General features: G+C 43.8%; 10 protein-coding genes, 2 tRNA genes and 3 rRNA genes. 7 read left to right on the top strand and 8 right to left on the bottom strand.

All coding sequences use genetic code 11. The annotated features are described in order from the left end of the window. Positions 1–13: 13 nt before the first annotated feature. The 3 genes from AVL57_RS12825 (at position 14) to AVL57_RS12835 (ending at position 4,318) form a co-directional block, all read left to right on the top strand. Entirely contained in the window at positions 14–3,292 is a 3,279-nt protein-coding gene (locus AVL57_RS12825; RefSeq protein ID WP_057790761.1) for an nSTAND1 domain-containing NTPase, read from the top strand. A gap of 4 nt (positions 3,293–3,296) precedes the next feature. Then, complete coding sequence (locus AVL57_RS12830) at positions 3,297–3,662, top strand: DP-EP family protein (RefSeq protein ID WP_057790759.1); 366 nt, start codon at positions 3,297–3,299, stop codon at positions 3,660–3,662. A gap of 326 nt (positions 3,663–3,988) precedes the next feature. Then, positions 3,989–4,318, top strand: a complete 330-nt coding sequence (locus AVL57_RS12835) for a hypothetical protein (protein ID WP_057790756.1) — start codon at positions 3,989–3,991, stop codon at positions 4,316–4,318. 39 nt (positions 4,319–4,357) lie between these two features. On the opposite strand, the gene AVL57_RS12840 is transcribed toward AVL57_RS12835, so the two are convergent. Continuing rightward, positions 4,358–5,326, bottom strand: a complete 969-nt coding sequence (locus AVL57_RS12840) for a sensor domain-containing diguanylate cyclase (RefSeq protein ID WP_057790754.1) — start codon at positions 5,324–5,326, stop codon at positions 4,358–4,360. Between the two features lie 480 nt (positions 5,327–5,806). Between AVL57_RS12840 and AVL57_RS12845 the strand changes: the two genes are divergently transcribed. Beyond that, positions 5,807–6,598 (top strand): EF-hand domain-containing protein, encoded by a 792-nt coding sequence (locus AVL57_RS12845; protein ID WP_057790752.1) that lies wholly within the window; start codon positions 5,807–5,809, stop codon positions 6,596–6,598. Positions 6,599–7,191: 593 nt separating this feature from the next. On the opposite strand, the gene rrf is transcribed toward AVL57_RS12845, so the two are convergent. The 6 genes from rrf to pssA all read right to left on the bottom strand — a co-directional run bounded on the left by rrf (position 7,192) and on the right by pssA (position 13,944). Continuing rightward, positions 7,192–7,307: ribosomal RNA gene (rrf, locus tag AVL57_RS12850) — 5S ribosomal RNA — on the bottom strand. Between the two features lie 169 nt (positions 7,308–7,476). Then, positions 7,477–10,470 (bottom strand): 23S ribosomal RNA (locus AVL57_RS12855). A 593-nt stretch (positions 10,471–11,063) separates the two neighbouring features. Continuing rightward, positions 11,064–11,140 (bottom strand) — tRNA-Ile (locus AVL57_RS12860). A gap of 4 nt (positions 11,141–11,144) precedes the next feature. Continuing rightward, positions 11,145–11,220, bottom strand: a tRNA-Ala gene (locus AVL57_RS12865). Between the two features lie 97 nt (positions 11,221–11,317). Beyond that, positions 11,318–12,850 (bottom strand): 16S ribosomal RNA (locus tag AVL57_RS12870). The 16S, 23S and 5S rRNA genes sit together here with 2 tRNA genes alongside, the layout of an rRNA operon. Before the next feature lie 260 nt (positions 12,851–13,110). Then, positions 13,111–13,944, bottom strand: coding sequence for a CDP-diacylglycerol--serine O-phosphatidyltransferase (pssA, locus tag AVL57_RS12875; RefSeq protein ID WP_057790750.1), 834 nt, complete (start codon positions 13,942–13,944; stop codon positions 13,111–13,113). A gap of 248 nt (positions 13,945–14,192) precedes the next feature. On the opposite strand from pssA, the gene xdp1 (AVL57_RS12880) reads away from it, so the two are divergent. The 3 genes from xdp1 (AVL57_RS12880) (at position 14,193) to prsT (ending at position 19,060) form a co-directional block, all read left to right on the top strand. Next, positions 14,193–15,086: an exosortase-dependent surface protein XDP1 gene (xdp1, locus tag AVL57_RS12880; protein WP_057790747.1), complete on the top strand. Its 894-nt coding sequence runs from the start codon at positions 14,193–14,195 to the stop codon at positions 15,084–15,086. Between the two features lie 168 nt (positions 15,087–15,254). Then, positions 15,255–16,130: an exosortase-dependent surface protein XDP1 gene (xdp1, locus tag AVL57_RS12885; protein WP_057790745.1), complete on the top strand. Its 876-nt coding sequence runs from the start codon at positions 15,255–15,257 to the stop codon at positions 16,128–16,130. Between the two features lie 86 nt (positions 16,131–16,216). Then, positions 16,217–19,060, top strand: coding sequence for an XrtA/PEP-CTERM system TPR-repeat protein PrsT (prsT, locus tag AVL57_RS12890; RefSeq protein WP_057790742.1), 2,844 nt, complete (start codon positions 16,217–16,219; stop codon positions 19,058–19,060). A 105-nt stretch (positions 19,061–19,165) separates the two neighbouring features. Here the strand turns inward: prsT and clpB are convergent, their stop codons facing one another. Beyond that, positions 19,166–21,742, bottom strand: a complete 2,577-nt coding sequence (clpB, locus tag AVL57_RS12895) for an ATP-dependent chaperone ClpB (RefSeq protein WP_057790740.1) — start codon at positions 21,740–21,742, stop codon at positions 19,166–19,168. Positions 21,743–21,801 lie beyond the last annotated feature (59 nt).

The following is a 21,801-nucleotide window of genomic DNA, read 5'->3' on the forward strand; positions in this document are numbered from 1 at the left end:
GCACATTTACCCCATGTTGAAGCAGTTTTATTTGGGCGACTGGCAAGTAGAGCCAGCATCGAACACCCTTATATTAGGTAAAACGAAACGCACTATTGAACCTAAGGCAATGGATGTTTTACTGCTATTGTGTCAACAAGCAGGCGAAGTGGTTAGCGCCGATGACATTGTTGCTCAATGTTGGCCCGACTCACCTGTTGGCGATAACCCTATTCATAAAACGATTACTCAATTACGCAAAGCATTGGGTGATAAAGCCAGCGCCCCTTCTTTTATAGAAACCATTCGAAAGCGGGGATATCGGGTTATTGCCGATGTTCAGTTTTTAGAAGATGAACAAACACGTGCCGCAGAAAGCGATTGGCAAGGTCAGTCTCCGTTCCCTGGTTTAACCGCGTTTACACAACAAGAAAGCCAAGTTTATTACGGTAGAAATGCAGCAGTAAAAAATCTGCTCGCTAGGCTTTGGGACCAATTCACAAAAAAACGCCCTTTTACCCTTATTATCGGCCCTAGCGGCTCAGGTAAAAGCTCGTTAGTGCACGCAGGTTTATTACCTAGGTTATTAAACAACAAGGGCGCGAATGGTGTTCATGCCATCGATTACGCCAGTATTGATATTGCAGATATTCAGGCAGCACAGATTGTAGAAGAACTTGCCGCCTGCATGCTGGATTGGGATTTAAACGATGCCCCCTTATTTGAAGGGGAGAGTGCAGATTCATTAGCAGAAAAACTGAAACGCGATCCCAAGCCAGTTATTCAATTAGCGAAAACTAAACTGGCTACTGCAAGCCAGTACAATAACGTCGCTTTCCCGTGCTATGTAATTGTACTCGATCGCCTTGAAGCCTATTTGGCTTCTAACCATGTTGATAGCGCCCAAAAGCAAGCGGTGTTTACGCTGCTTGAAACATTGGCTGAAAGTGGCTTCATTTTAATGCTTTTAGTATGTCGGAATGATTTTTACCATCACTTAGCAGCATATCCCACCCTAATGAAAAATAAAGAGCGGGGAGCCCATTTCGACCTTACGCCCCCCTCTGCCAGTGAATTAAGCCAGATGATACGTCTTCCTGCTATTGCCGCAGGGCTAGAGTGGGAAGAAGATAGCCATACCGACGTTACGTTAGACGACATTATACTTACCGATGCCGCTGCTGAGCCCAACTGCCTTCCACTATTACAATACACCTTACAGGAACTGTATTTGCAGCGAACAGACAACTTACTGCAAGTTAGTACCTACAAACAGTTAGGCGGTATAGAAGGCGCAATTGGCCACAAAGCTGAACAGCTTTACCAACAGATGCCGGCGTTAGTGAAAACTGCACTCGACCGCGTGCTTCCTCTTATTGTTTCACTCACAAACGATGGCAGCAATTTAACCAGCCGTACCGCATTGTGGAGTGAGCTTAGTAACGATAACGAGAAAAAATTTGTCGAGCTAATGGTAGAGCATCGTTTATTTGTATCGCACCTTTATCAAGATAAGGCCTGCTTTAAAGTGGCGCATGAAGCCGTGCTTAGGCGCTGGCAGCGGGTACAAGATTGGACTCAACAACACCAAAGCGCGCTGGTGAGCAAAGGCCGACTAGAACAACAAACCCAACAATGGCTGCAAGATAACAAAAGTAAGGCGTTTTTACTTACAGAAGGTAAACCCTTAACGGATGCTTTAGCACTAAAAGCAGACGCTAGCCTTACTCTTGCGAACAACGAATTAGCGCTAATTCGGGCGTCACAAAAAACGGTACAACGCAAACGAATTATTCGCGGGGTGACCTTTGCAGCCCTTGCCTTTTTAACGGTAATTTCGTTTGGTGCCATGCTACAAAGCCAGCAATCGCAACAACTGGCCGAAAGAAAGCGGTTAGAAGCTGAAAATTTAATGGGTTACATGATAGGTGACTTTGCCGATAAATTGCGTAGCGTAAAACGCATGGATTTATTGGAAGGCATTAGCGAACAGGCGCTTCATTATGTTGAACAAGCCCAGCAAACGAGTGAGTATGGATTTTTTACCATTAGCCCGCCAAAAGCCAGTTTCGAACTGCGTTTTCAACATGCGCTTTCACTGCAAGCGATGGCAGAAGTACGATTTTATAGAGACGATGTAGCAGCGGCGAAAAAAGCTTACGAAGAAGCCGATGTACATATAAAGGCGCTGTTGAGCGATGCACCCAATCACTTCGAGCTACTTAAAGCTGCGGGGGCAAACGCATTTTGGTTGGGCCACATTGCTTATAATGATGGCTTAATGGACATAGCCAGAACGGCATTCGAGCGTTACCTAACTTACAGCGAACGTATGCTAGCAATAGCGCCGGATAATACTGACGCCATGATGGAGGTAGCTTACGCACAAAATTCTTTGGGCTCTCTTGAATATGAAAATTTCGAATTTAGTAAGTCGATTGAATACTTCAGTGCATCACTAAAGCTCAAACAATATATCGCTGAACAAAACCCTGATGATCTTGATGCTCAGCTTTATGCTGCCGATACCCTGTCGTGGATTGCGGCGGCTACTGTTCATACTGGAGAGTATGAAAAAGCCTATGGGTTTTATAGGGAGGCTGAAGAAGCTTTTGAAAAAATATATTCAAAGCACAGTTCCAATGCCGCAGCAATAATTCCTTATGTACTAGTATTGGTTCAAAAAGCAATTATCACAAGAAAACTAAAATATAGCTTTGATAATATCCAAACATTAGAAAAAGCACGCACTACGTTGCTACTCGCTATTTCTCAAGATAACAAAAATAGCGAGTGGCGAGGAGACTTAATTCGTATAGAGGCGCTTTTGCTATTAACTAACTCAGAATCGAGGAAAAAGTTTGACGCTCAAAATCTGCTGAAAATCGCTTACGACTTAAATGCAGACTGGGTCCTTATTTTATTAATTGAATTTTATCAAATGGAAAGAAGCTGGAAGAACTCCGAAAATATACTCAAAAACATGAATATAGTTCCCCAAAATTCTAATGAACCAATTCTCGGAAATCAAAAATACAATTTTTCACAATATAATCTAATAATAAAATACTTATTAGCTAAACTCGTACAAAATGAGCACAATCCAGATAATGAAATAAAAACAAAAATATGTAGGAACCTTCTCAAGGTGACTTCAGATGTCTTTAAAAAGACTCTCCACCCAGATGTACTCATGCCGCATCTATTAGCCCAAAAATGTGAAGATAATACATGGGAAAATAGTTATTTATATGAAGTTTATATTAATAAATTATCAATACCGTACTACTATAATTTTTTAAAAAAGGAATAAAGTTATGTCTAATCCATCACCAATATTTCAATTCACGGTTTCCGTTAACACCGAAGAAACCCCACCACGCTATACTATTTACGATACATCAGGTAACCCTACTTCTGGTACTTTAACGGTAACTGAATCAAACACCCTCATCTTGTACACATTAAGAGAAGACTCTAGCGAGCTGCAATTTGTAGGCCCACTCGTTTCTGGAGATTTAGACAATGATTTGAATTACAGTATAACTGAAGATGGGCAGACCATTATATTTGTAGATTCGGATGCTACCACTGAAAATATTTGTATGAAATTGGTCACAGCCCCTAAATCTTCAGTTTATACTAGCCAAGACCCACAAATATTAAACAGACAAAAAAACTAGTAGTATGATGGCAGCGTCTTGATGCCTCTTTAAATTTAATACTATAAATGGGAGCTATAAACTCTCATACCTCACTTTTCTATACACCAAACAATACTGATATAATTTTTATGCGCTACTAAAAGTAGCGCGTTTAATTTTCAATTTTTGAAGGGAATAAAAATGAAGTCTATATATAAGAATAGTAGGATATTGCTTAAGTCATTGTTTTTTTAGCGGTACTACTCTCTTTCTCAACGTTAGCACAAGAAGCCACATCAACAACAAATTCAACTGAAGCGACTAACACGGCTACCTTTACCTTACAGCTTTGGGCACCGGATGAAGTGCCGCCTGCCGATGCCAAACATGTGGAAATTGGTGAAGGTTATTACTACCGCTATACACCCGAAGCAGTTGCATTTGATGGCAATACTAATCGTAAATTGAATATCGAATTTTCGCCCGCTTTAAATGACCGTTACGCCTTTCGTTGGGTAACCGCAACGAGCCCAGGTGATGTAACCTTAGAAGATAAAACCGATGCCAGCATTCACATTGGTGTTGATGACGGTGACGATGTTGCCGACGACATCTACATAGAAGTATGGGTACTTGATAAACAAACCGGCGAACACTTCATGTGTGATCCTCAAATTATTAATAAGAAGAGTTAGCATAGATTGAGAGGCGGCTAGCGCCGCTTCCCTCCCAGTTTACAAAAAGCAAATCTGATCCCTTCCCTGAGATTTAGCCTGATAAAGCAACGTATCAGCGGCATTCAGCAAACCTTCTTTTGAACTGTAGCGATTCTCCATTTGGGTTGCCACCCCCATGCTTACCGTTAACTCTGATTCTTGCGATAGCGCAAACTGCCTAGTGCTTAGTTGCGATATATGTCGCTTAATACGTATGGCCAGCAGTTGTGCGGTCTGTGCTGAACATCGGGGCAACACCAAAGCAAACTCCTCACCGCCATAGCGTGCGGCTAACGTATCGCGATTAGGAAGGCTTAACGAAATAGTTTCCCCTATTCTCTTTAAGCATCTGTCTCCAGCTATATGGCCATATTGGTCGTTGAAGTCTTTAAAATGGTCGATATCAATAAATATAATACTTAGCGGTACGTCGTCTTGCTCGCAAACATCCCACTGTTTATCAAGGTATTCGGCAAACCGATGGCGGTTAGCTAGCCCTGTTAAATAGTCGGTATTAGCTTTGTGCAATAACGAACCATACTCGGCCTTGTGAAGCGTAAGGTCGCGGAGTATGCAAAGGTACAGTGTATTAGCCGATGAGAATGCTTCTGGTAGCGTTGATATCGACATCTCCACACACACCTGTGTTTTGTTGCCTTTATCAGCTTGAAGATTAACTTCCATAGGGGGGGAGGAAATTAAACCCTGCTGGCCTGCATCTAAGCTCTCAATAACATAGGTTTGTAACTTACCCGTATCATCTATTACTAACTCGAGTAAGTTATGTCCTAGCAGTTTGTCTTTTTCTATTCCCAGTAATGAGGCGGAAGTAGAGTTAAGCATTTCAATAGTGCCGTTAGCATCTATGACGACAACTGCTTCATTGAGAAAATTAATCATGCGCGAAAGTGAAGAATCCTGGTAAAAGTTAAAAAGCTTTTCTGTGGGTTTTTTATTGCTATTTTTACTAAGCATTGTTGAAAACATTCCTTATCCCCTAGCTCTGGGCTGTATTGATGGAACAAAGATTACGTAAAATTTTCGAATTAAACCTTCTGGTTACCTTACGACTTAACATTATGATTTAAATGGTAAATCTTATAGCGGGAAGGTTAAATCTCGAATCAATTAAGTAGGATGAACTACGTTTAAGCGGGAATATCTGGGACATATAGCACAGTGCATATTTTTCACAGCATGTGTCTTTTTAACACTTTATTTACCTAACTCAATATGGCAAACAAAGAAAAGACCATTTAAATCATAACGTTAATGCTTGGCACAAAGTATGAATCATAAATCTGGAAAGAAATAATGTGATTTTCGAAATAGGAATAGAGATATGTAGGAGTAAGGGCATGAAAATACCTTCGTGCCTTCTGATAGTCATTTATACCAAAAACGGTTTTGACATTCACTTCTCATGTTTAACCCAAAGCATTACAGATGCAAAAGAAGGAATTTATTATGAAAAAGCTAACGTTAGCAATGGTTATTGGCGCAGTAATGTCTACTTCTGCTTTCGCTGCCCATCATGAATCTAGAATAACCTCAGACTTTGAGGCACTAGATGCAAATGGCGACGGTATGCTTTCAAAGGAAGAGGTTGAGGGAAGTATTACCGAGGAGACTATGTCTAAAATAGATTCAGACGGCGATGATATGATTAACCACTCTGAGTTTACTGCCTACATTAAGGCGAAACCTGAAAGGTTTACTGACGAACTTGTTGTTAAAGAGAAAGCAAACCACGACGACAAAGCTGGTGTAATACATCAACCCATGGACGAGAAAGAGGCTATGGGCACAGATGGCGATGTCATTAGCGAAAAAAATAAAGAACTGCGCACACAAATGAAAACCAGTGCAAGCCATGAATCAATGTACAAAACCTCCGCCATGTCTAAAAAAGATTCTATTGGCGCAGACGGCGATGTAATTAGTGAACAAAATAAAGAAATGCGTTCTGAAATGAAAACTAGCGACACACAACACTCGATGAAACACGGTGATGCTATGAGCGAAACGGGTGCTGTAATCAGTGAAAAGAAGAAGACATCACGCACAGAAGTTACGGATGCTGCGAATATGCGATTCGATGAAGCCGATGCCAATAAAGATGGTGAACTATCTAAACGTGAAATTGAAAGCGCTGGTATAAAAGGTGACTTCATGACCATGGATAAAGATGGCAACGAACTTATTACGCGTATGGAATACCGTAGATATTTTGAAGAAATTAAGACAATGGGTCAGTAACACTAATTAATAGTCGCCTAGTTTAAGCCCCGCCCCTGCGGGGCTTTTTATTGCCTGTTCACTTTCTTACAAGCATAAAAAAAGGCTATCCGTTAGGATAGGCTTCGTTGTGAAGCAATCGTTGTGAAGCAATCGTTGTGAAGCAATCGTTGTGAAGCAATCGTTGTGAAGCAATCGTTGTGAAGCAATCGTTGTGAAGCAATTTCTTCGAATGGGATTGCTTCACAACGAACTATGGCAGTGTGGAGGGCCACCCCGTGCTAACTCTGGCAACCATTTCATGGCTTGCACGTTGTCCCATGGGGCTGGGCCACACTAGCTGGGCCACACTGGCTGGGCCGGTCACCGGAACCCCGCACTATCCCCACGCCAGTTACTGGCCGCCGAGTCTCGGCATGCGCTAATACGTTTCACTTCAGAGTTCGGTGGCTCATATACCACTGGGTGCAGAATCATGATGCTTTTTTGGAATGAGCGCGCAAGGAGGACCTGCAGTACGCTCAGTTTTTTACTACGGCGTAACTGCTAATATTATTTTCTATTAGACATAAAAAAAGCCCTTATCATACGATAAGGGCTTTCTTCGAATGGGAGCTTGGCAGTGTGCTACTCTCACATGGGGAAACCCCACACTACCATCGCCGCTAATACGTTTCACTTCTGAGTTCGGAATGGGATCAGGTGGTACCGTATCGCTATGGCTGCCAAGCAAAAACTTTTGCAAACGTTAGTTTGCGTAATACCGACTTATTTAGTCCATATTACTTTAATAATTAACAATTTAGGAATTCTGATATTCACGTAATCAATCTTTTGAGCACTGAGTACTACTACTCTCGTTGCTTTAATCAGCTTTGTCTTACAACACTCAAGATATAAAGCCTCTGCCTCTCGGGCAATTAGTACAGGTTAGCTTAACGCCTTACAACGCTTCCACATCCTGCCTATCAACGTCATCGTCTATAACAACCCTTCCGGACTTTAAAAGTCAGGGATGACTCATCTTTGGGCCGGCTTCCCGCTTAGATGCTTTCAGCGGTTATCCGTTCCGAACGTAGCTACCGGGCAATGCCATTGGCATGACAACCCGAACACCAGCGGTTCGTCCACTCCGGTCCTCTCGTACTAGGAGCAGCTCCCATCAATCATCCAACGCCCACACCAGATAGGGACCGAACTGTCTCACGACGTTCTAAACCCAGCTCGCGTACCACTTTAAATGGCGAACAGCCATACCCTTGGGACCGACTTCAGCCCCAGGATGTGATGAGCCGACATCGAGGTGCCAAACACCGCCGTCGATATGAACTCTTGGGCGGTATCAGCCTGTTATCCCCGGAGTACCTTTTATCCGTTGAGCGATGGCCCTTCCATACAGAACCACCGGATCACTATGACCTACTTTCGTACCTGCTCGACGTGTCTGTCTCGCAGTTAAGCTAGCTTATGCCATTGCACTAACCTCACGATGTCCGACCGTGATTAGCTAACCTTCGTGCTCCTCCGTTACTATTTGGGAGGAGACCGCCCCAGTCAAACTACCCACCAGACACTGTCCATAATCCCGATAAGGGACCAATGTTAGAACATCAAACATACAAGGGTGGTATTTCAAGGACGGCTCCACACAATCTAGCGACTGTGCTTCGAAGCCTCCCACCTATCCTACACATGTAGGTTCAATGTTCAGTGCCAAGCTGTAGTAAAGGTTCACGGGGTCTTTCCGTCTAGGTGCGGGTACACAGCATCTTCACTGCGATTTCAATTTCACTGAGTCTCGGGTGGAGACAGCGTGGCCATGGTTACACCATTCGTGCAGGTCGGAACTTACCCGACAAGGAATTTCGCTACCTTAGGACCGTTATAGTTACGGCCGCCGTTTACCGGGGCTTCGATCAAGAGCTTCTCCGAAGATAACCCCATCAATTAACCTTCCGGCACCGGGCAGGTGTCACACCCTATACGTCCTCTTGCGAGTTAGCAGAGTGCTGTGTTTTTAATAAACAGTCCCAGCCACCTGGTCACTGCGGCCCTCATCTGCTCAAGGAGCAAGTCCTATCACAAACAAGGGCGTACCTTCTCCCGAAGTTACGGTACAATTTTGCCGAGTTCCTTCACCCGAGTTCTCTCAAGCGCCTTAGTATTCTCTACCTGACCACCTGTGTCGGTTTGGGGTACGGTTTATATAATCATAAGTTTAGAAGCTTTTCCTGGAAGCAGGGCATCAACAACTTCACTACCGTAGTAGCTCGTCTCGCATCTCAGCTTTAAGCGTCCGGATTTACCTAAACACTCGGCCTACTTGCTTTCACTTGGACAACCAACGCCAAGCTTGCTTAGCCTTCTCCGTCCCTCCATCACTGATTATATAAGTACGGAAATATTAATCCGTTTCCCATCGACTACGCATTTCTGCCTCGCCTTAGGGGCCGACTTACCCTGCCCTGATTAGCATGGGACAGGAAACCTTGGTCTTCCGGCGTGGGAGTTTTTCACTCCCATTATCGTTACTCATGTCAGCATTCGCACTTGTGATATGTCCAGCAGACTTCTCAATCCACCTTCATCCACTTACACAACGCTCCCCTACCATACGTGTAAACACGTATCCGCAGCTTCGGTATATTGCTTAGCCCCGTTACATCTTCCGCGCAGGCCGACTCGACTAGTGAGCTATTACGCTTTCTTTAAAGGGTGGCTGCTTCTAAGCCAACCTCCTAGCTGTCTATGCCTTCCCACATCGTTTCCCACTTAGCAATATTTTGGGACCTTAGCTGGCGGTCTGGGTTGTTTCCCTCTTCACGACGGACGTTAGCACCCGCCGTGTGTCTCCCGGATAGTTCTCATTGGTATTCGGAGTTTGCAAAGGGTTGGTAAGTCGGGATGACCCCCTAGCCTTAACAGTGCTCTACCCCCAATGGAATTCGTCCGAGGCTCTACCTAAATAGATTTCGGGGAGAACCAGCTATCTCCCGGTTTGATTGGCCTTTCACCCCCAGCCACAAGTCATCCCCTAACTTTTCAACGTTAGTGGGTTCGGTCCTCCAGTTGATGTTACTCAACCTTCAACCTGCCCATGGCTAGATCACCGGGTTTCGGGTCTATACCTAGCAACTAAACGCGCAGTTAACACTCGCTTTCGCTACGGCTCCGCTATTCGCTTAACCTTGCTACTAAATATAAGTCGCTGACCCATTATACAAAAGGTACGCAGTCACCCCATCACTAAGCACCCTGCTTGATTTTTGGCGGTTTACCGTTGGCTGCTTCGCAGGTCAACGTTACGCGCTTATCAAACGGTTGCACTTTGTGAGTCACATCACTAAAGGCACTTAGTGATGGGGCTCCCACTGCTTGTACGTATACGGTTTCAGGTTCTATTTCACTCCCCTCACAGGGGTTCTTTTCGCCTTTCCCTCACGGTACTGGTTCACTATCGGTCAGTTAGGAGTATTTAGCCTTGGAGGATGGTCCCCCCATATTCAGTCAAGATAACACGTGTCCCGACCTACTCGATTTCACAAAAACAAACACTTCGTGTACAGGGCTATCACCTTGTATCGCGCCACTTCCCAGAGGCTTCCACTACGTTCATAATTGCTTAAGGGCTAATCCCCGTTCGCTCGCCGCTACTAGGGGAATCTCGGTTGATTTCTTTTCCTAAGGGTACTTAGATGTTTCAGTTCCCCTCGTTCGCCTCGTTACACTATATATTCATGTAACGATACCTATAAATAGGTGGGTTTCCCCATTCGGACATCTGTGGCTCAAATGCATTTTGTCGGCTCACCACAGCTTTTCGCAGACTTACACGTCCTTCATCGCCTCTAACTGCCAAGGCATCCACCGTATACGCTTAGTCCCCAAATGGCCTTCGTTAACACTTCCTATTCTTCCTAAATTTTCCTCGTTCGCTCAGTTACATACTAAAAGTATGTGCCTTCGCTTACGCGTCGATTTAGTCGACTAGAAACTGTTACCTCGCCCATTGCGCTAATACACACCGAAGTGATATTAAAACAATGATTGAGCGAAGAGCTCTCCCGCCTTTTGAAATCAGGACTGGATGAGATCTAACTCAGTTGTATGCATGACAAGCTAATCGTGAAATTGCCTTGCTATCAAATTAAGATTGATAACAAGCAATTCAAGTCAAGTAGAGTAGTAAGTACGTCTTTCGTTTGATTGATTTACTAATTAAATATCAGCTTTCCAAATTGTTAAAGAACGTTGGATATTTCATGCTAAAAGCATTACTTTCTTCCTTAGAGTAAAAAACCCTAATCAATGCTTACTCATTCGAGTAAAAATTCATTAGGATTCATGGTCCAACATGACACAAAAACAAGCTTTCTAAGTTGATTCATAACTACCGCTAACTTTAGCGAGTAGAAAAACCGTCAGGAAGCTCCGCTTCCGGTTAAGCGGATTTTTTACGACCACTTGCAAAGCAAGTGAAGGTAAATGGTAGGCTTGGGCAGACTTGAACTGCCGACCTCACCCTTATCAGGGGTGCGCTCTAACCAGCTGAGCTACAAGCCTGTAGTGGTGGAGCTAAGCAGGATCGAACTGCTGACCTCCTGCGTGCAAGGCAGGCGCTCTCCCAGCTGAGCTATAGCCCCATTTTCTGTATAACTACAAAAAACTTCGTGTCGTTCTTCATTTAATAACAAAACAATCTGTGTAGGCACTACACTAACAATGTCACCATCGACATGGTAAGGAGGTGATCCAACCCCAGGTTCCCCTAGGGTTACCTTGTTACGACTTCACCCCAGTCATGAAACACAAAGTGGTAATCGTTCTCCCGAAGGTTAAACTAACTACTTCTTTTGCATCCCACTCCCATGGTGTGACGGGCGGTGTGTACAAGGCCCGGGAACGTATTCACCGCAGTATTCTGACCTGCGATTACTAGCGATTCCGACTTCATGGAGTCGAGTTGCAGACTCCAATCCGGACTACGACATACTTTAAGGGGTCCGCTCCACATCACTGTCTCGCATCCCTCTGTATATGCCATTGTAGCACGTGTGTAGCCCTACACGTAAGGGCCATGATGACTTGACGTCGTCCCCACCTTCCTCCGGTTTGTCACCGGCAGTCTCCTTAGAGTGCCCAACTAAATGCTGGCAACTAAGGACAAGGGTTGCGCTCGTTGCGGGACTTAACCCAACATCTCACGACACGAGCTGACGACAGCCATGCAGCACCTGTGTTTGAGTTCCCGAAGGCACGAAACCATCTCTGGTAACTTCTCAACATGTCAAGTGTAGGTAAGGTTCTTCGCGTTGCATCGAATTAAACCACATGCTCCACCGCTTGTGCGGGCCCCCGTCAATTCATTTGAGTTTTAACCTTGCGGCCGTACTCCCCAGGCGGTCTACTTATCGCGTTAGCTTCGCTACTCACGACTTAAAGTCACAAACAGCTAGTAGACAGCGTTTACGGTGTGGACTACCAGGGTATCTAATCCTGTTCGCTACCCACACTTTCGCACATGAGCGTCAGTCTTTGGCCAGGGAGTCGCCTTCGCCACTGATGTTCCTCCAGATATCTACGCATTTCACCGCTACACCTGGAATTCCACTCCCCTCTCCAAGACTCTAGTCTGCCAGTTCTAAATGACCGTCCCAGGTTGAGCCCGGGGCTTTCACATCTAGCTTAACAAACCGCCTGCGTGCGCTTTACGCCCAGTAATTCCGATTAACGCTCGCACCCTCCGTATTACCGCGGCTGCTGGCACGGAGTTAGCCGGTGCTTCTTCTGTTGTTAACGTCACGGCTAGCAGGTATTAACTACTAACTTTTCCTCACAACTGAAAGTGCTTTACAACCCGAAGGCCTTCTTCACACACGCGGCATGGCTGCATCAGGGTTTCCCCCATTGTGCAATATTCCCCACTGCTGCCTCCCGTAGGAGTCTGGGCCGTGTCTCAGTCCCAGTGTGGCTGATCTTCCTCTCAGAACAGCTAGAGATCGTTGCCTTGGTGAGCCTTTACCTCACCAACTAGCTAATCTCACTTGGGCCTCTCTTTGCGCCGGAGCCGAAGCCCCGTTTGGTCCGAAGACATTATGCGGTATTAGCAGTCGTTTCCAACTGTTATCCCCCTCGCAAAGGCAAGTTCCCAAGCATTACTCACCCGTCCGCCACTCGACATCATCTAGCAAGCTAGACATGTTTCCGTTCGACTTGCATGTGTTAGGCCTGCCGCCAGCGTTCAATCTGAGCCATGATCAAACTCTTCAATTAAATAAATATATCGAATATGAATCGTCGTTGTGTGACACTCTTAATGAGTGCCCACACAGATTGTCTTGTTATAAATTGTTAAAGAACTATCGTGCAAAAATCATAATGCGAAGCATTCTGTTTTTGCGCAAGGAGGACTAACACTACATATAGTTGCTTAGACTTCCTCACCTCACCCGAACGGCCGTTGCCTTTTCGATGAGCGCTTCTCTTCGAAGCGGATGCGCATTCTACGCGTTTCGTTTTCGAAAGGCGTGTTTTTACACTTTATTAGATGACTCTTCGTCTTGCTTCCCTTCGCTACTGTCAACAGTATCATTAGCACTATTAGCATCGGCATTAAAGTCTGCATCTTCTTCTTGTTCACCTACCACGTCGTTCAATGTGACTTTATCAACGGTCCTGAAAGTATTAATCGGGCCCGCTAGTGCATAAAGAGAAAATACAATAAACAGTACTAAAGCAGGCTCTGTTGCAACCACTACAAATATAAGTAGCACAATGAGCAGCCCTACGAAGGGAACCTTCCCATGCCAGTTCAATTCCTTGAATGAATTGTATTTGAAGTTACTTACCATTAGTAAGCCAGCGAAACCAGTCACTAATGCAACTATAATTCCGTAGTCTGTACCTACAGCATCATATTCAACGCCTACCCATACTAAGCCAGCAACTACCGCTGCTGCAGCCGGGCTTGCCAAACCTTGGAAGAAACGTTTATCGGCAATACCAACCTGTGTATTAAATCGTGCTAAACGTAAAGCGGCACCTGCCACATAAACAAAGGCAGCTAACCAACCGAACTTACCGAGTTCAGTTAAGCCCCAGTTGTATGCCACCAATGCGGGCGCCATACCGAATGACACCATATCGGCCATCGAGTCATATTCAGCACCAAAATCGCTTTGCGTATTTGTCATACGCGCAACTCGACCATCTAATCCATCAAAAACCATAGCAACAAATATAGCTACGGCTGCTGCTTCAAATCTTCCTGTCATTGAAGACACTACTGCGAAGAAGCCTGAAAATAGCCCAGCAGTGGTCAATAGATTGGGAAGAAGATAAATCCCTTTTCGCTTTTGTTCAGACATAAGTCCTCATATGTACATAAATTACTGCGTTAATTATTTCATAGTTCATAGCTGACGCATAGATAACATTCACCACGCAAGAAAAAGCAGACCAAAATAACTAGGTATAAGCTTATATACTTAAGCACATCGTCTGTTCAGTTATTATCCATTAATCATGTTGAAGTTCACGAAATCTACTCTATCTATAAAAGAGTTAAATATCGTACGAACTACACCTTTATAAAATTAAGGAAGGTTTAGTTAAAATGCGTTTACTTAATGTATCAATACTTACCGCGGGCTTTATTGGTTTAACCTTATTGCCACTTTCAAATGCTGAAGCAGGTTCGAGCAAATGGCATAATTCAGACTACTCAGGATGCAGTTCAAATAGCGGTTCATCTAATACGGATTTATGTGAATCAGCGTTGGGCGAAAATATCTATGATCTCGTAGACGACGGCGTTCAATCAGGTACGGATCCTTTCAGCAGTAATATAACAGTAGGCGGCGTAAATATCTCTGTCTCGGCTTGGTCCGACACGTACGGCAATAAAGATGACATCGTTGTAGATGCGAAGTTAGAAAAGATATCTGATTACTATGGGTATGGCGTAACCAATGATGATTGGGAAACGTACTACAACCCCGACCACGCGATAGACAATGTGAATAAAGTAAACGGAAACGTGACAGACTTTGATTTCGTTTTGTTATCATTCGACCAAGCTGTTACCGTTTCAGGGGCAAGCTTTTCGTGGATTTACAGCAACAGCGACTCCCAAGTATCGGTCGCCGCACTAGACTCTATTTCAGGCTTAACCTCAGGTAGTCAGACTTGGAACGACATTGTTGCGGATGCACTAACTACAGCATCATATGATATTGAAAATTGTGATTATGTAGAGCATCGTGCAGATTTCGAAATCTCTGACACATCCCAATATTGGTTAATCGGAGCTTACAATACCGTTTTTGGAAATATTGGCGGTTATGTTGGCAATGATGCATTTAAACTTTCAAGCGTTGGATTTTCTATCGCGAATGAGAGCCCACCAGCGCCGTCAACTGAAGTCAGTGAGCCAACAACACTAGGCTTATTACTTGCCGGTGTATTCGTTGTCGCTTGGCGTAGAAAAAACACGCAGCGCTCTACGTAGAAAGTGCTACTTTAGACTACACTCGGAAGGTCTTATCTGTCAGTTATTTTTACTGCCAAAGGGCAAGCGAAAAATAAAAATATAAAAAACAGCAACTTAAAGATGCGGCATGAATAATGCTTAACTCCACTTAATAGAGAAGTTTAGTTTAAAAGTGGAAGTATAGCCATGCCGTATTTACGTAAAATTTTAATATCTTTAACGGTTTTATCAACATTAAGCGCACCCGTTTTTGCAGGCGGTAGTCGCGGTGACAGAGATAGCGGTACATCGTCCCCTGTCGATAGCTCTCTTGCTGAAGGCTATTACGATCTAACTGATTTTGATGAGTCTGTAGTAACCTCTTCTACTGGGGTAACGATTGGTGGTGTTAATATTACGCTGACGGGCTGGTCTGATACAGGTAACAGTTCAGACCCTGAAGACTTTGATAACATCGTAAAAACCGCTTCGCCTTACGAAGTATCTAGCTTTTACGGCTATGGTGTTTTGAATCAAGATGGTGAAGGATCAACGAGCCCTGACCACTCTATTGATAACTATTATTGGAATGGCGAAAACTCAAGCGCTGGAATTGCATACGCTGATTTTGATTTCGTCTTATTCTCATTTGATTCAGATGTGACACTCGATAGCATTGACTTTGGATGGGCAAACAATAATGGCTCTGACCAACAGGTTTCAATTGCTGCATTGAATAACAGTCAGCTAGGCTTACTCGAAGGTGCATCAAGTACTTGGTCTGAAATTATTGCTGGTGCAGTTTCAAGTTCATTTAATATTACTAAAACGGGGTCTTACAGCTATACCACTGGTGAGCTTGAACTCGTTAACTCGGCTAAGTATTGGTTAGTTGGCGCCTATAACACCGTGTTTGGCGCTGTTGATGGTGCATCAATGTACAATGATGGATTTAAAATTACTTCTATTGATTTTACCGAAGGCACGCCACCGCCAGTTGCTGAAGTTCATGAACCTGGCGTTTTTGGCTTGATGCTAATGAGTTTTGCTATTCTTGTATGGCGTAGAAATCGCGCTGCGTAATAGTTTCAAAATAATAAAAAAACACGTATCTTTAGAAGGTGGCTTTGGCCACCTTTTTTTATGGCAGTTAGCAGGATAAATTAATAATGAATTTAGGAACTGGACGTTCTCGTATATGGCGTTCTACATTAGCCTCGGCAATATTGGCTTCGGCATTCGCCGGAAGTTTTTTAAGCACAGCTCATGCTACAACTTCAGAGGATTATGAAAAAGCACTTACTGCATTTAACGCAGATAAGTATAACGAAACCTACATTCACCTGAAAAATAGCTTAAAAAAAGATCCTGAGAACTTAGCAGCCAAAATTCTGATGGGAAAAATACTTCTCATTAACGGGTATTTAAATGCAGCAGAACTTGAGTTCGTAGAGGCAATAGAGATGGGAGCAGATATAAACTTGCTCGCGGAACCATTGGGAAATACTTGGCTCTTTCTTAACAAATACACAGACATCGTAAACTTCAATCAAACCAGTAAACTTACGAAAGAAAGCAACCGAGCCTGGCTGCAAATTCGTGCCACTGCATGTATACGATTGGATGACTTAGCATGTGCTGAATCTGATTATTCAGATATACTATCCGATACCCCTCGCTATGTTCCCGCTATTAATGGGCTAGCTTCTATTGCACTTCAGAAAGATAATTTATCGCTGGCCCGCAAGCTTATTAAAGACGCCGAGAATATAGAAAATGAAAATGCCATCACCTGGCGCTTAAAAGGGCAGTTAGCCTATCGCGAGGGAAATACCAAAGCGGCTACTGAATATCTGCAAACCGCATTGTCATTTAATCGAGAAGATCCTATTGCACTTAGGAATCTTGTTGATCTTTATCTACAGGCAAAAGACTATAACCAAGCGAAGTTATTTGTAGATGAAATTATAGAAGATACCCCCAACGACCCTCTTGCCATTTTATTAAATAGCTGGTTGCAAAGCCGTGATACCGAGACGGCTATCGATAACGAGCAACTACTTCAGCTCAATGAATTTATGAGCCAGCTAGATCCTGAAATAATTGCCTCTCAGCCCATGTTGCTATACATAAGTGGACTTACAAACTTCTTCAATAACAATATGGAAAAGGCAGCAAAAGATTTCACAAGCTACCTACAGAATGAACCTGATGATATTCAAGCGGTAATGATGCTGTCTCAGGTTTATCTCTCTACTCAACAAGGCAAGCAAGCCCTACTTCTGTTAGAACGTTATCAAGAAGTATTGCTGGAGAATCCAGACTCGGCGCTAATTTTAGGCGATTTGTTTATTAAGCAGAATAAAGCCTTTAAAGCTGAAAGGTTGTTGCAGCAATTAGAAAAACGTTACCCGTCGGAAAGTAAGTTACAGTTATTTAAAATTAGATTAATGGCAGCAAGAGGCCAGCAAGAAAAAGCCTTAACGATCCTTGAACAAAATTTTTCTAACTACAAAGACAGCCCTTCTTATCTTTTTACCTACGCATTAATGAACCTTCAAGCTGCACGTTACGACAAAGCACTTCGCAGTGCGGAGCTACTTGCCGATAAATTCCCTGAGGATGCTGAAGTTTATAATTTGCAAGCAGGTATTCTTATTCGTCAAGGCCAGTTAGCCGAGGCGAAAAGCAAGATTGAAAAAGCGTTGGCAATTAGCCCAGCATTGTTTCCGGCAAAGTTCAATTTGGCTGCTACGGAAAGCCGGTTGGGTAATATAGAAACATCGTCACAACTCGTTGAAGAGTTACTTACACTATCACCAAAACATAACGAAACATTACTACTTAAAGCGCACAACTTGACTCGCCTTGGCAGGACACAAGAAGCAAAGCAAATTTACCTTGATATACTTACGCTAACACCTCAAAACGTAGCAGCCAAGGAACGGTTGGTAGCTATTTACCAACGTGAAGGTGATAGTAAAAGCGCTTTGTATCACTTAGATAGGCTAATTAAAGATGAATTCGACAATCCTGATTACCTTCTCACTAAAGCCGGGTTGTTAGTTGCGTTAAAAGATTATGATGCCGCTAGAAAAACGCTAAATATTGTTGAGAACTTTATTGCGCAAGACGCTTCTAGGTTACTTCGTTTGAGTGAACAATTATTGTCAATAAACGAAGAAGATAGAGCCTTGGCTGCAATGCAAAAGGCACAATTAGCTGAACCAAATTCTTCAATTATAGCCCTCGCTCACGTACGGCTTCTATTGCAGCTAGAAAAAGTTAACGACGCAAATGCCCTACTTGCTTCTATCGCGGCAGCACAGCAGGGTAATGCCAATTATTGGTTACTGAAAGGTAGAGCATTAGCCGCTGAAAATCGTGATGACCAAGCCCTTGATGCTTATCGACAAGCCCTTAAGCTAGATAGTAATTTCGCTCCGCCGCTAATTGCTATTTACAACTACGCCCTAAATGAACGCTATGTAGACACATTCATTGAAGAGTCAGAGGCGATTATCAAGCAAAACCCAAATAACCTTCTGGCCAAAAGCTTACTTGCTCAATATCTCTATTTCATTCGTGATTTTGAGGAATCAACAACCTTGTACAATGAGCTAGTTCGAATACCCGAAACACCAAGCCCTGCGCAGGCTTACAATAGGCTAGCCATTATGGCAATGGAAATGGGATTAGGAAGCGCGGAAAGTATTGAAAACGCAGAAAGGTCTATTACCAGAGCTTATGAACTCGACCCTTCATCTTCTAAAATTCTTGATACATTTGGCTGGTTGAAAGCACAACAAGGACAATATGAAACCAGCCTTAAAATGTTGCGCGACGCCTTTGCCCGAGATGCCAACGATCCTAACATTCGCTATCACCTTGGTTATACATTGGCGAAGTTAGGCAGAATCGAAGAAGCAAAAGAAGAGCTAACGTTTGCGGTAAATGTGGAACGGCCTTTCTTTAAGCGCCCTGAAGCACAAAGCCTGCTCGATAGTCTTTAATTACCCTCGTTAACTCTTTTACTTTATATAAAAAAGCCACACTATCTACCAAGATGTGTGGCTTTGTTTTATCTACACGTTCATTTTCGCGGCATAGCTAATTAATCACTGATTTGAAATCACTAGCTTTTCATTATCTACATCTATTCTAATAACAGAATCTGGCACCAAATCACCTGAAAGTAACTTTTGTGCGAGTGGATTTTCTATATGAACCTGAATCGCCCGTTTAAGTGGCCGTGCACCGTATACAGGATCGAAGCCAGCATCAGCAAGTTTATCCATAGCTGCGCCAGATAAATTAAGCTTGTAGCCTTTTTCTACTAATCTAGCACGCAGTGCTGCCAGTTGAATTTTGGCGATTGATTTAATTTCGTCTTTGCCAAGTGGGTGGAATACCACAATGTCATCAACTCGGTTGATAAACTCAGGGCGGAAATGCTGCCCTACCACCGACATTACTGACGCTTTCATTTCTTCGTACTGACTTTCTTCATGTTGCGTTTGAATAATGTCAGAGCCTAAGTTGGATGTCATGATCACTACGGTGTTTTTGAAATCAACTGTGCGACCTTGCCCATCGGTTAAGCGACCGTCGTCTAATACCTGTAGTAAGATATTAAAAACATCAGGGTGTGCTTTTTCTACTTCGTCGAGCAAAATAACTGAATAAGGCTTTCTGCGCACCGCTTCAGTTAAATAGCCGCCTTCTTCATACCCAACATAACCAGGAGGCGCTCCAACTAAACGGGCCACAGAGTGACGTTCCATAAATTCCGACATATCAATACGCACCATGGCATCTTCAGTGTCGAACATGAAACCGGCCAATGCTTTACATAACTCAGTTTTCCCAACCCCTGTTGGACCTAAGAACAGAAAGGAGCCAATAGGACGATTAGGATCCGCAAGACCAGCACGAGAGCGCCTGATTGCGTTAGACACAGCCTCAACCGCTTCACCCTGCCCTACTACGCGCTTATGTAGTACATCTTCCATCTTAAGTAGTTTGTCACGCTCGCCTTCCAGCATTTTGGCCACTGGAATTCCCGTCCAACGGGACAATACATCGGCAATTTCAACATCGGTAACTTTGTTTTTCACCAGCTTAGTTTCTCGGGTTTCATTTTCAGAGGCCCGTTCAAGCTTAGCTTCTAACTCAGGAATTCTACCGTATTGTAGCTCCGACATACGATTTAAGTCAGACGCTCTTCGCGCAATTTCTAAATCGAGTTTCGCTTGCTCTAGAGACGACTTAATAGTCTGCGTACCTTGCATGGCTTCTTTTTCATCAAGCCATACTTTTTCAAAGTCATTATATTTAGTTTCAGCTTGCTCACGCTCTAACTCAATCATTTCTAATCGTTTATGACTGGCATCATCGGTTTCTTTGGCAAGCGCTTGCTCTTCTAATTTCAATTGAATAATACGGCGCTCTAACCTGTCCATATCTTCAGGCTTTGAATCAATTTGAATGCGAATACTCGACGCTGCTTCATCAATCAAATCAATAGCTTTATCAGGAAGTTGCCTATCGCTGATATATCGGTGAGATAAACTGGCCGCTGCGACAATGGCGGGGTCAGTAATATCTACCGAGTGATGCAGCTCATAACGCTCTTTCAACCCACGTAATATAGCAATAGTGTCTTCTACACTCGGTTCATCAACCAAGACTTTTTGGAATCGGCGTTCAAGGGCTGCATCTTTTTCAATATATTGGCGGTATTCATCAAGGGTTGTGGCGCCCACACAGTGCAATTCACCTCGTGCCAGCGCGGGTTTTAACATATTCCCCGCATCCATAGCACCGTCGCCTTTTCCGGCACCAACCATAGTGTGCAGTTCGTCGACAAATAAAATAACGCGGCCTTCTTCTTTAGCCAATTCATTGAGTACAGCTTTAAGGCGTTCTTCAAATTCTCCGCGATATTTTGCGCCCGCCACCAGCGCCCCCATATCAAGGGAAAGTACCCGTTTATTCTTAAGGCCCTCTGGTACTTCACCGTTGATAATACGCTGAGCTAAGCCTTCAACAATGGCGGTTTTACCTACCCCAGGCTCACCGATTAACACGGGGTTATTTTTAGTTCTACGTTGCAAAACCTGCACTGCACGACGGATTTCATCGTCGCGACCGATAACAGGGTCTAACTTGCCTTGTTCTGCGCGCTCGGTTAAATCGGTGGTGAATTTTTCCAATGCTTGGCGCACGTCTTCTGCATTAGGATCGTTTACAGTTTGCCCGCCTCGCATGGAATCGATAGCGTTTTCTACGTTATCTTTGGTAATGTTAAGCTGCTTTAAAATTTCGCCTAACCGACCGTTATCTTGAATAGCGGCAAGCACGAAAATTTCAGAAGTAATATATTCATCTTTACGCTGCTGAGCGATTTTGTCGCAAAGGTTAAGCAAAATGCCACTTTGTTTACTTAGCTGCACATCTCCGCCAATGCCATCTACGCTAGCAATACGGTCAACCGCTTCACTTAACGCCGAGCGCAGCGCATTCACATTTACATTAGCTTGGTCGAGTACGGGGCGCACCGAGCCGCCTTGCTGATTCAGCAAAGCCGTCATTAAATGTACAGGTTCAATATATTGATGATCGCGCCCTAGCGCTAAAGATTGAGCATCCGAAATGGCAAGTTGGAACTTATTGGTGAATCTGTCTAATCGCATGGCTAAACCCTAATAATGTCAAAATACCCTATGCATTAGTTATGGGAGCTTATTGAATG

The organism is Alteromonas stellipolaris, assembly GCF_001562115.1.
GTDB classification, from domain to species: Bacteria; Pseudomonadota; Gammaproteobacteria; order Enterobacterales; family Alteromonadaceae; genus Alteromonas; species Alteromonas stellipolaris.

Bases quoted from the DNA above. Each gene is read 5' to 3' on its own strand.
- clpB (WP_057790740.1), bottom strand. From the start codon at position 21,742: ATGCGATTAGACAGATTCACCAATAAGTTCCAACTTGCCATTTCGGAT.
- pssA (WP_057790750.1), bottom strand. From the start codon at position 13,944: ATGTCTGAACAAAAGCGAAAAGGGATTTATCTTCTTCCCAATCTATTG.
- AVL57_RS12830 (WP_057790759.1), top strand. From the start codon at position 3,297: ATGTCTAATCCATCACCAATATTTCAATTCACGGTTTCCGTTAACACC.
- xdp1 (WP_057790747.1), top strand. From the start codon at position 14,193: ATGCGTTTACTTAATGTATCAATACTTACCGCGGGCTTTATTGGTTTA.
- AVL57_RS12845 (WP_057790752.1), top strand. From the start codon at position 5,807: ATGAAAAAGCTAACGTTAGCAATGGTTATTGGCGCAGTAATGTCTACT.
- AVL57_RS12825 (WP_057790761.1), top strand. From the start codon at position 14: ATGTTGAAGCAGTTTTATTTGGGCGACTGGCAAGTAGAGCCAGCATCG.
- prsT (WP_057790742.1), top strand. From the start codon at position 16,217: ATGAATTTAGGAACTGGACGTTCTCGTATATGGCGTTCTACATTAGCC.
- AVL57_RS12840 (WP_057790754.1), bottom strand. From the start codon at position 5,326: ATGTTTTCAACAATGCTTAGTAAAAATAGCAATAAAAAACCCACAGAA.
- xdp1 (WP_057790745.1), top strand. From the start codon at position 15,255: ATGCCGTATTTACGTAAAATTTTAATATCTTTAACGGTTTTATCAACA.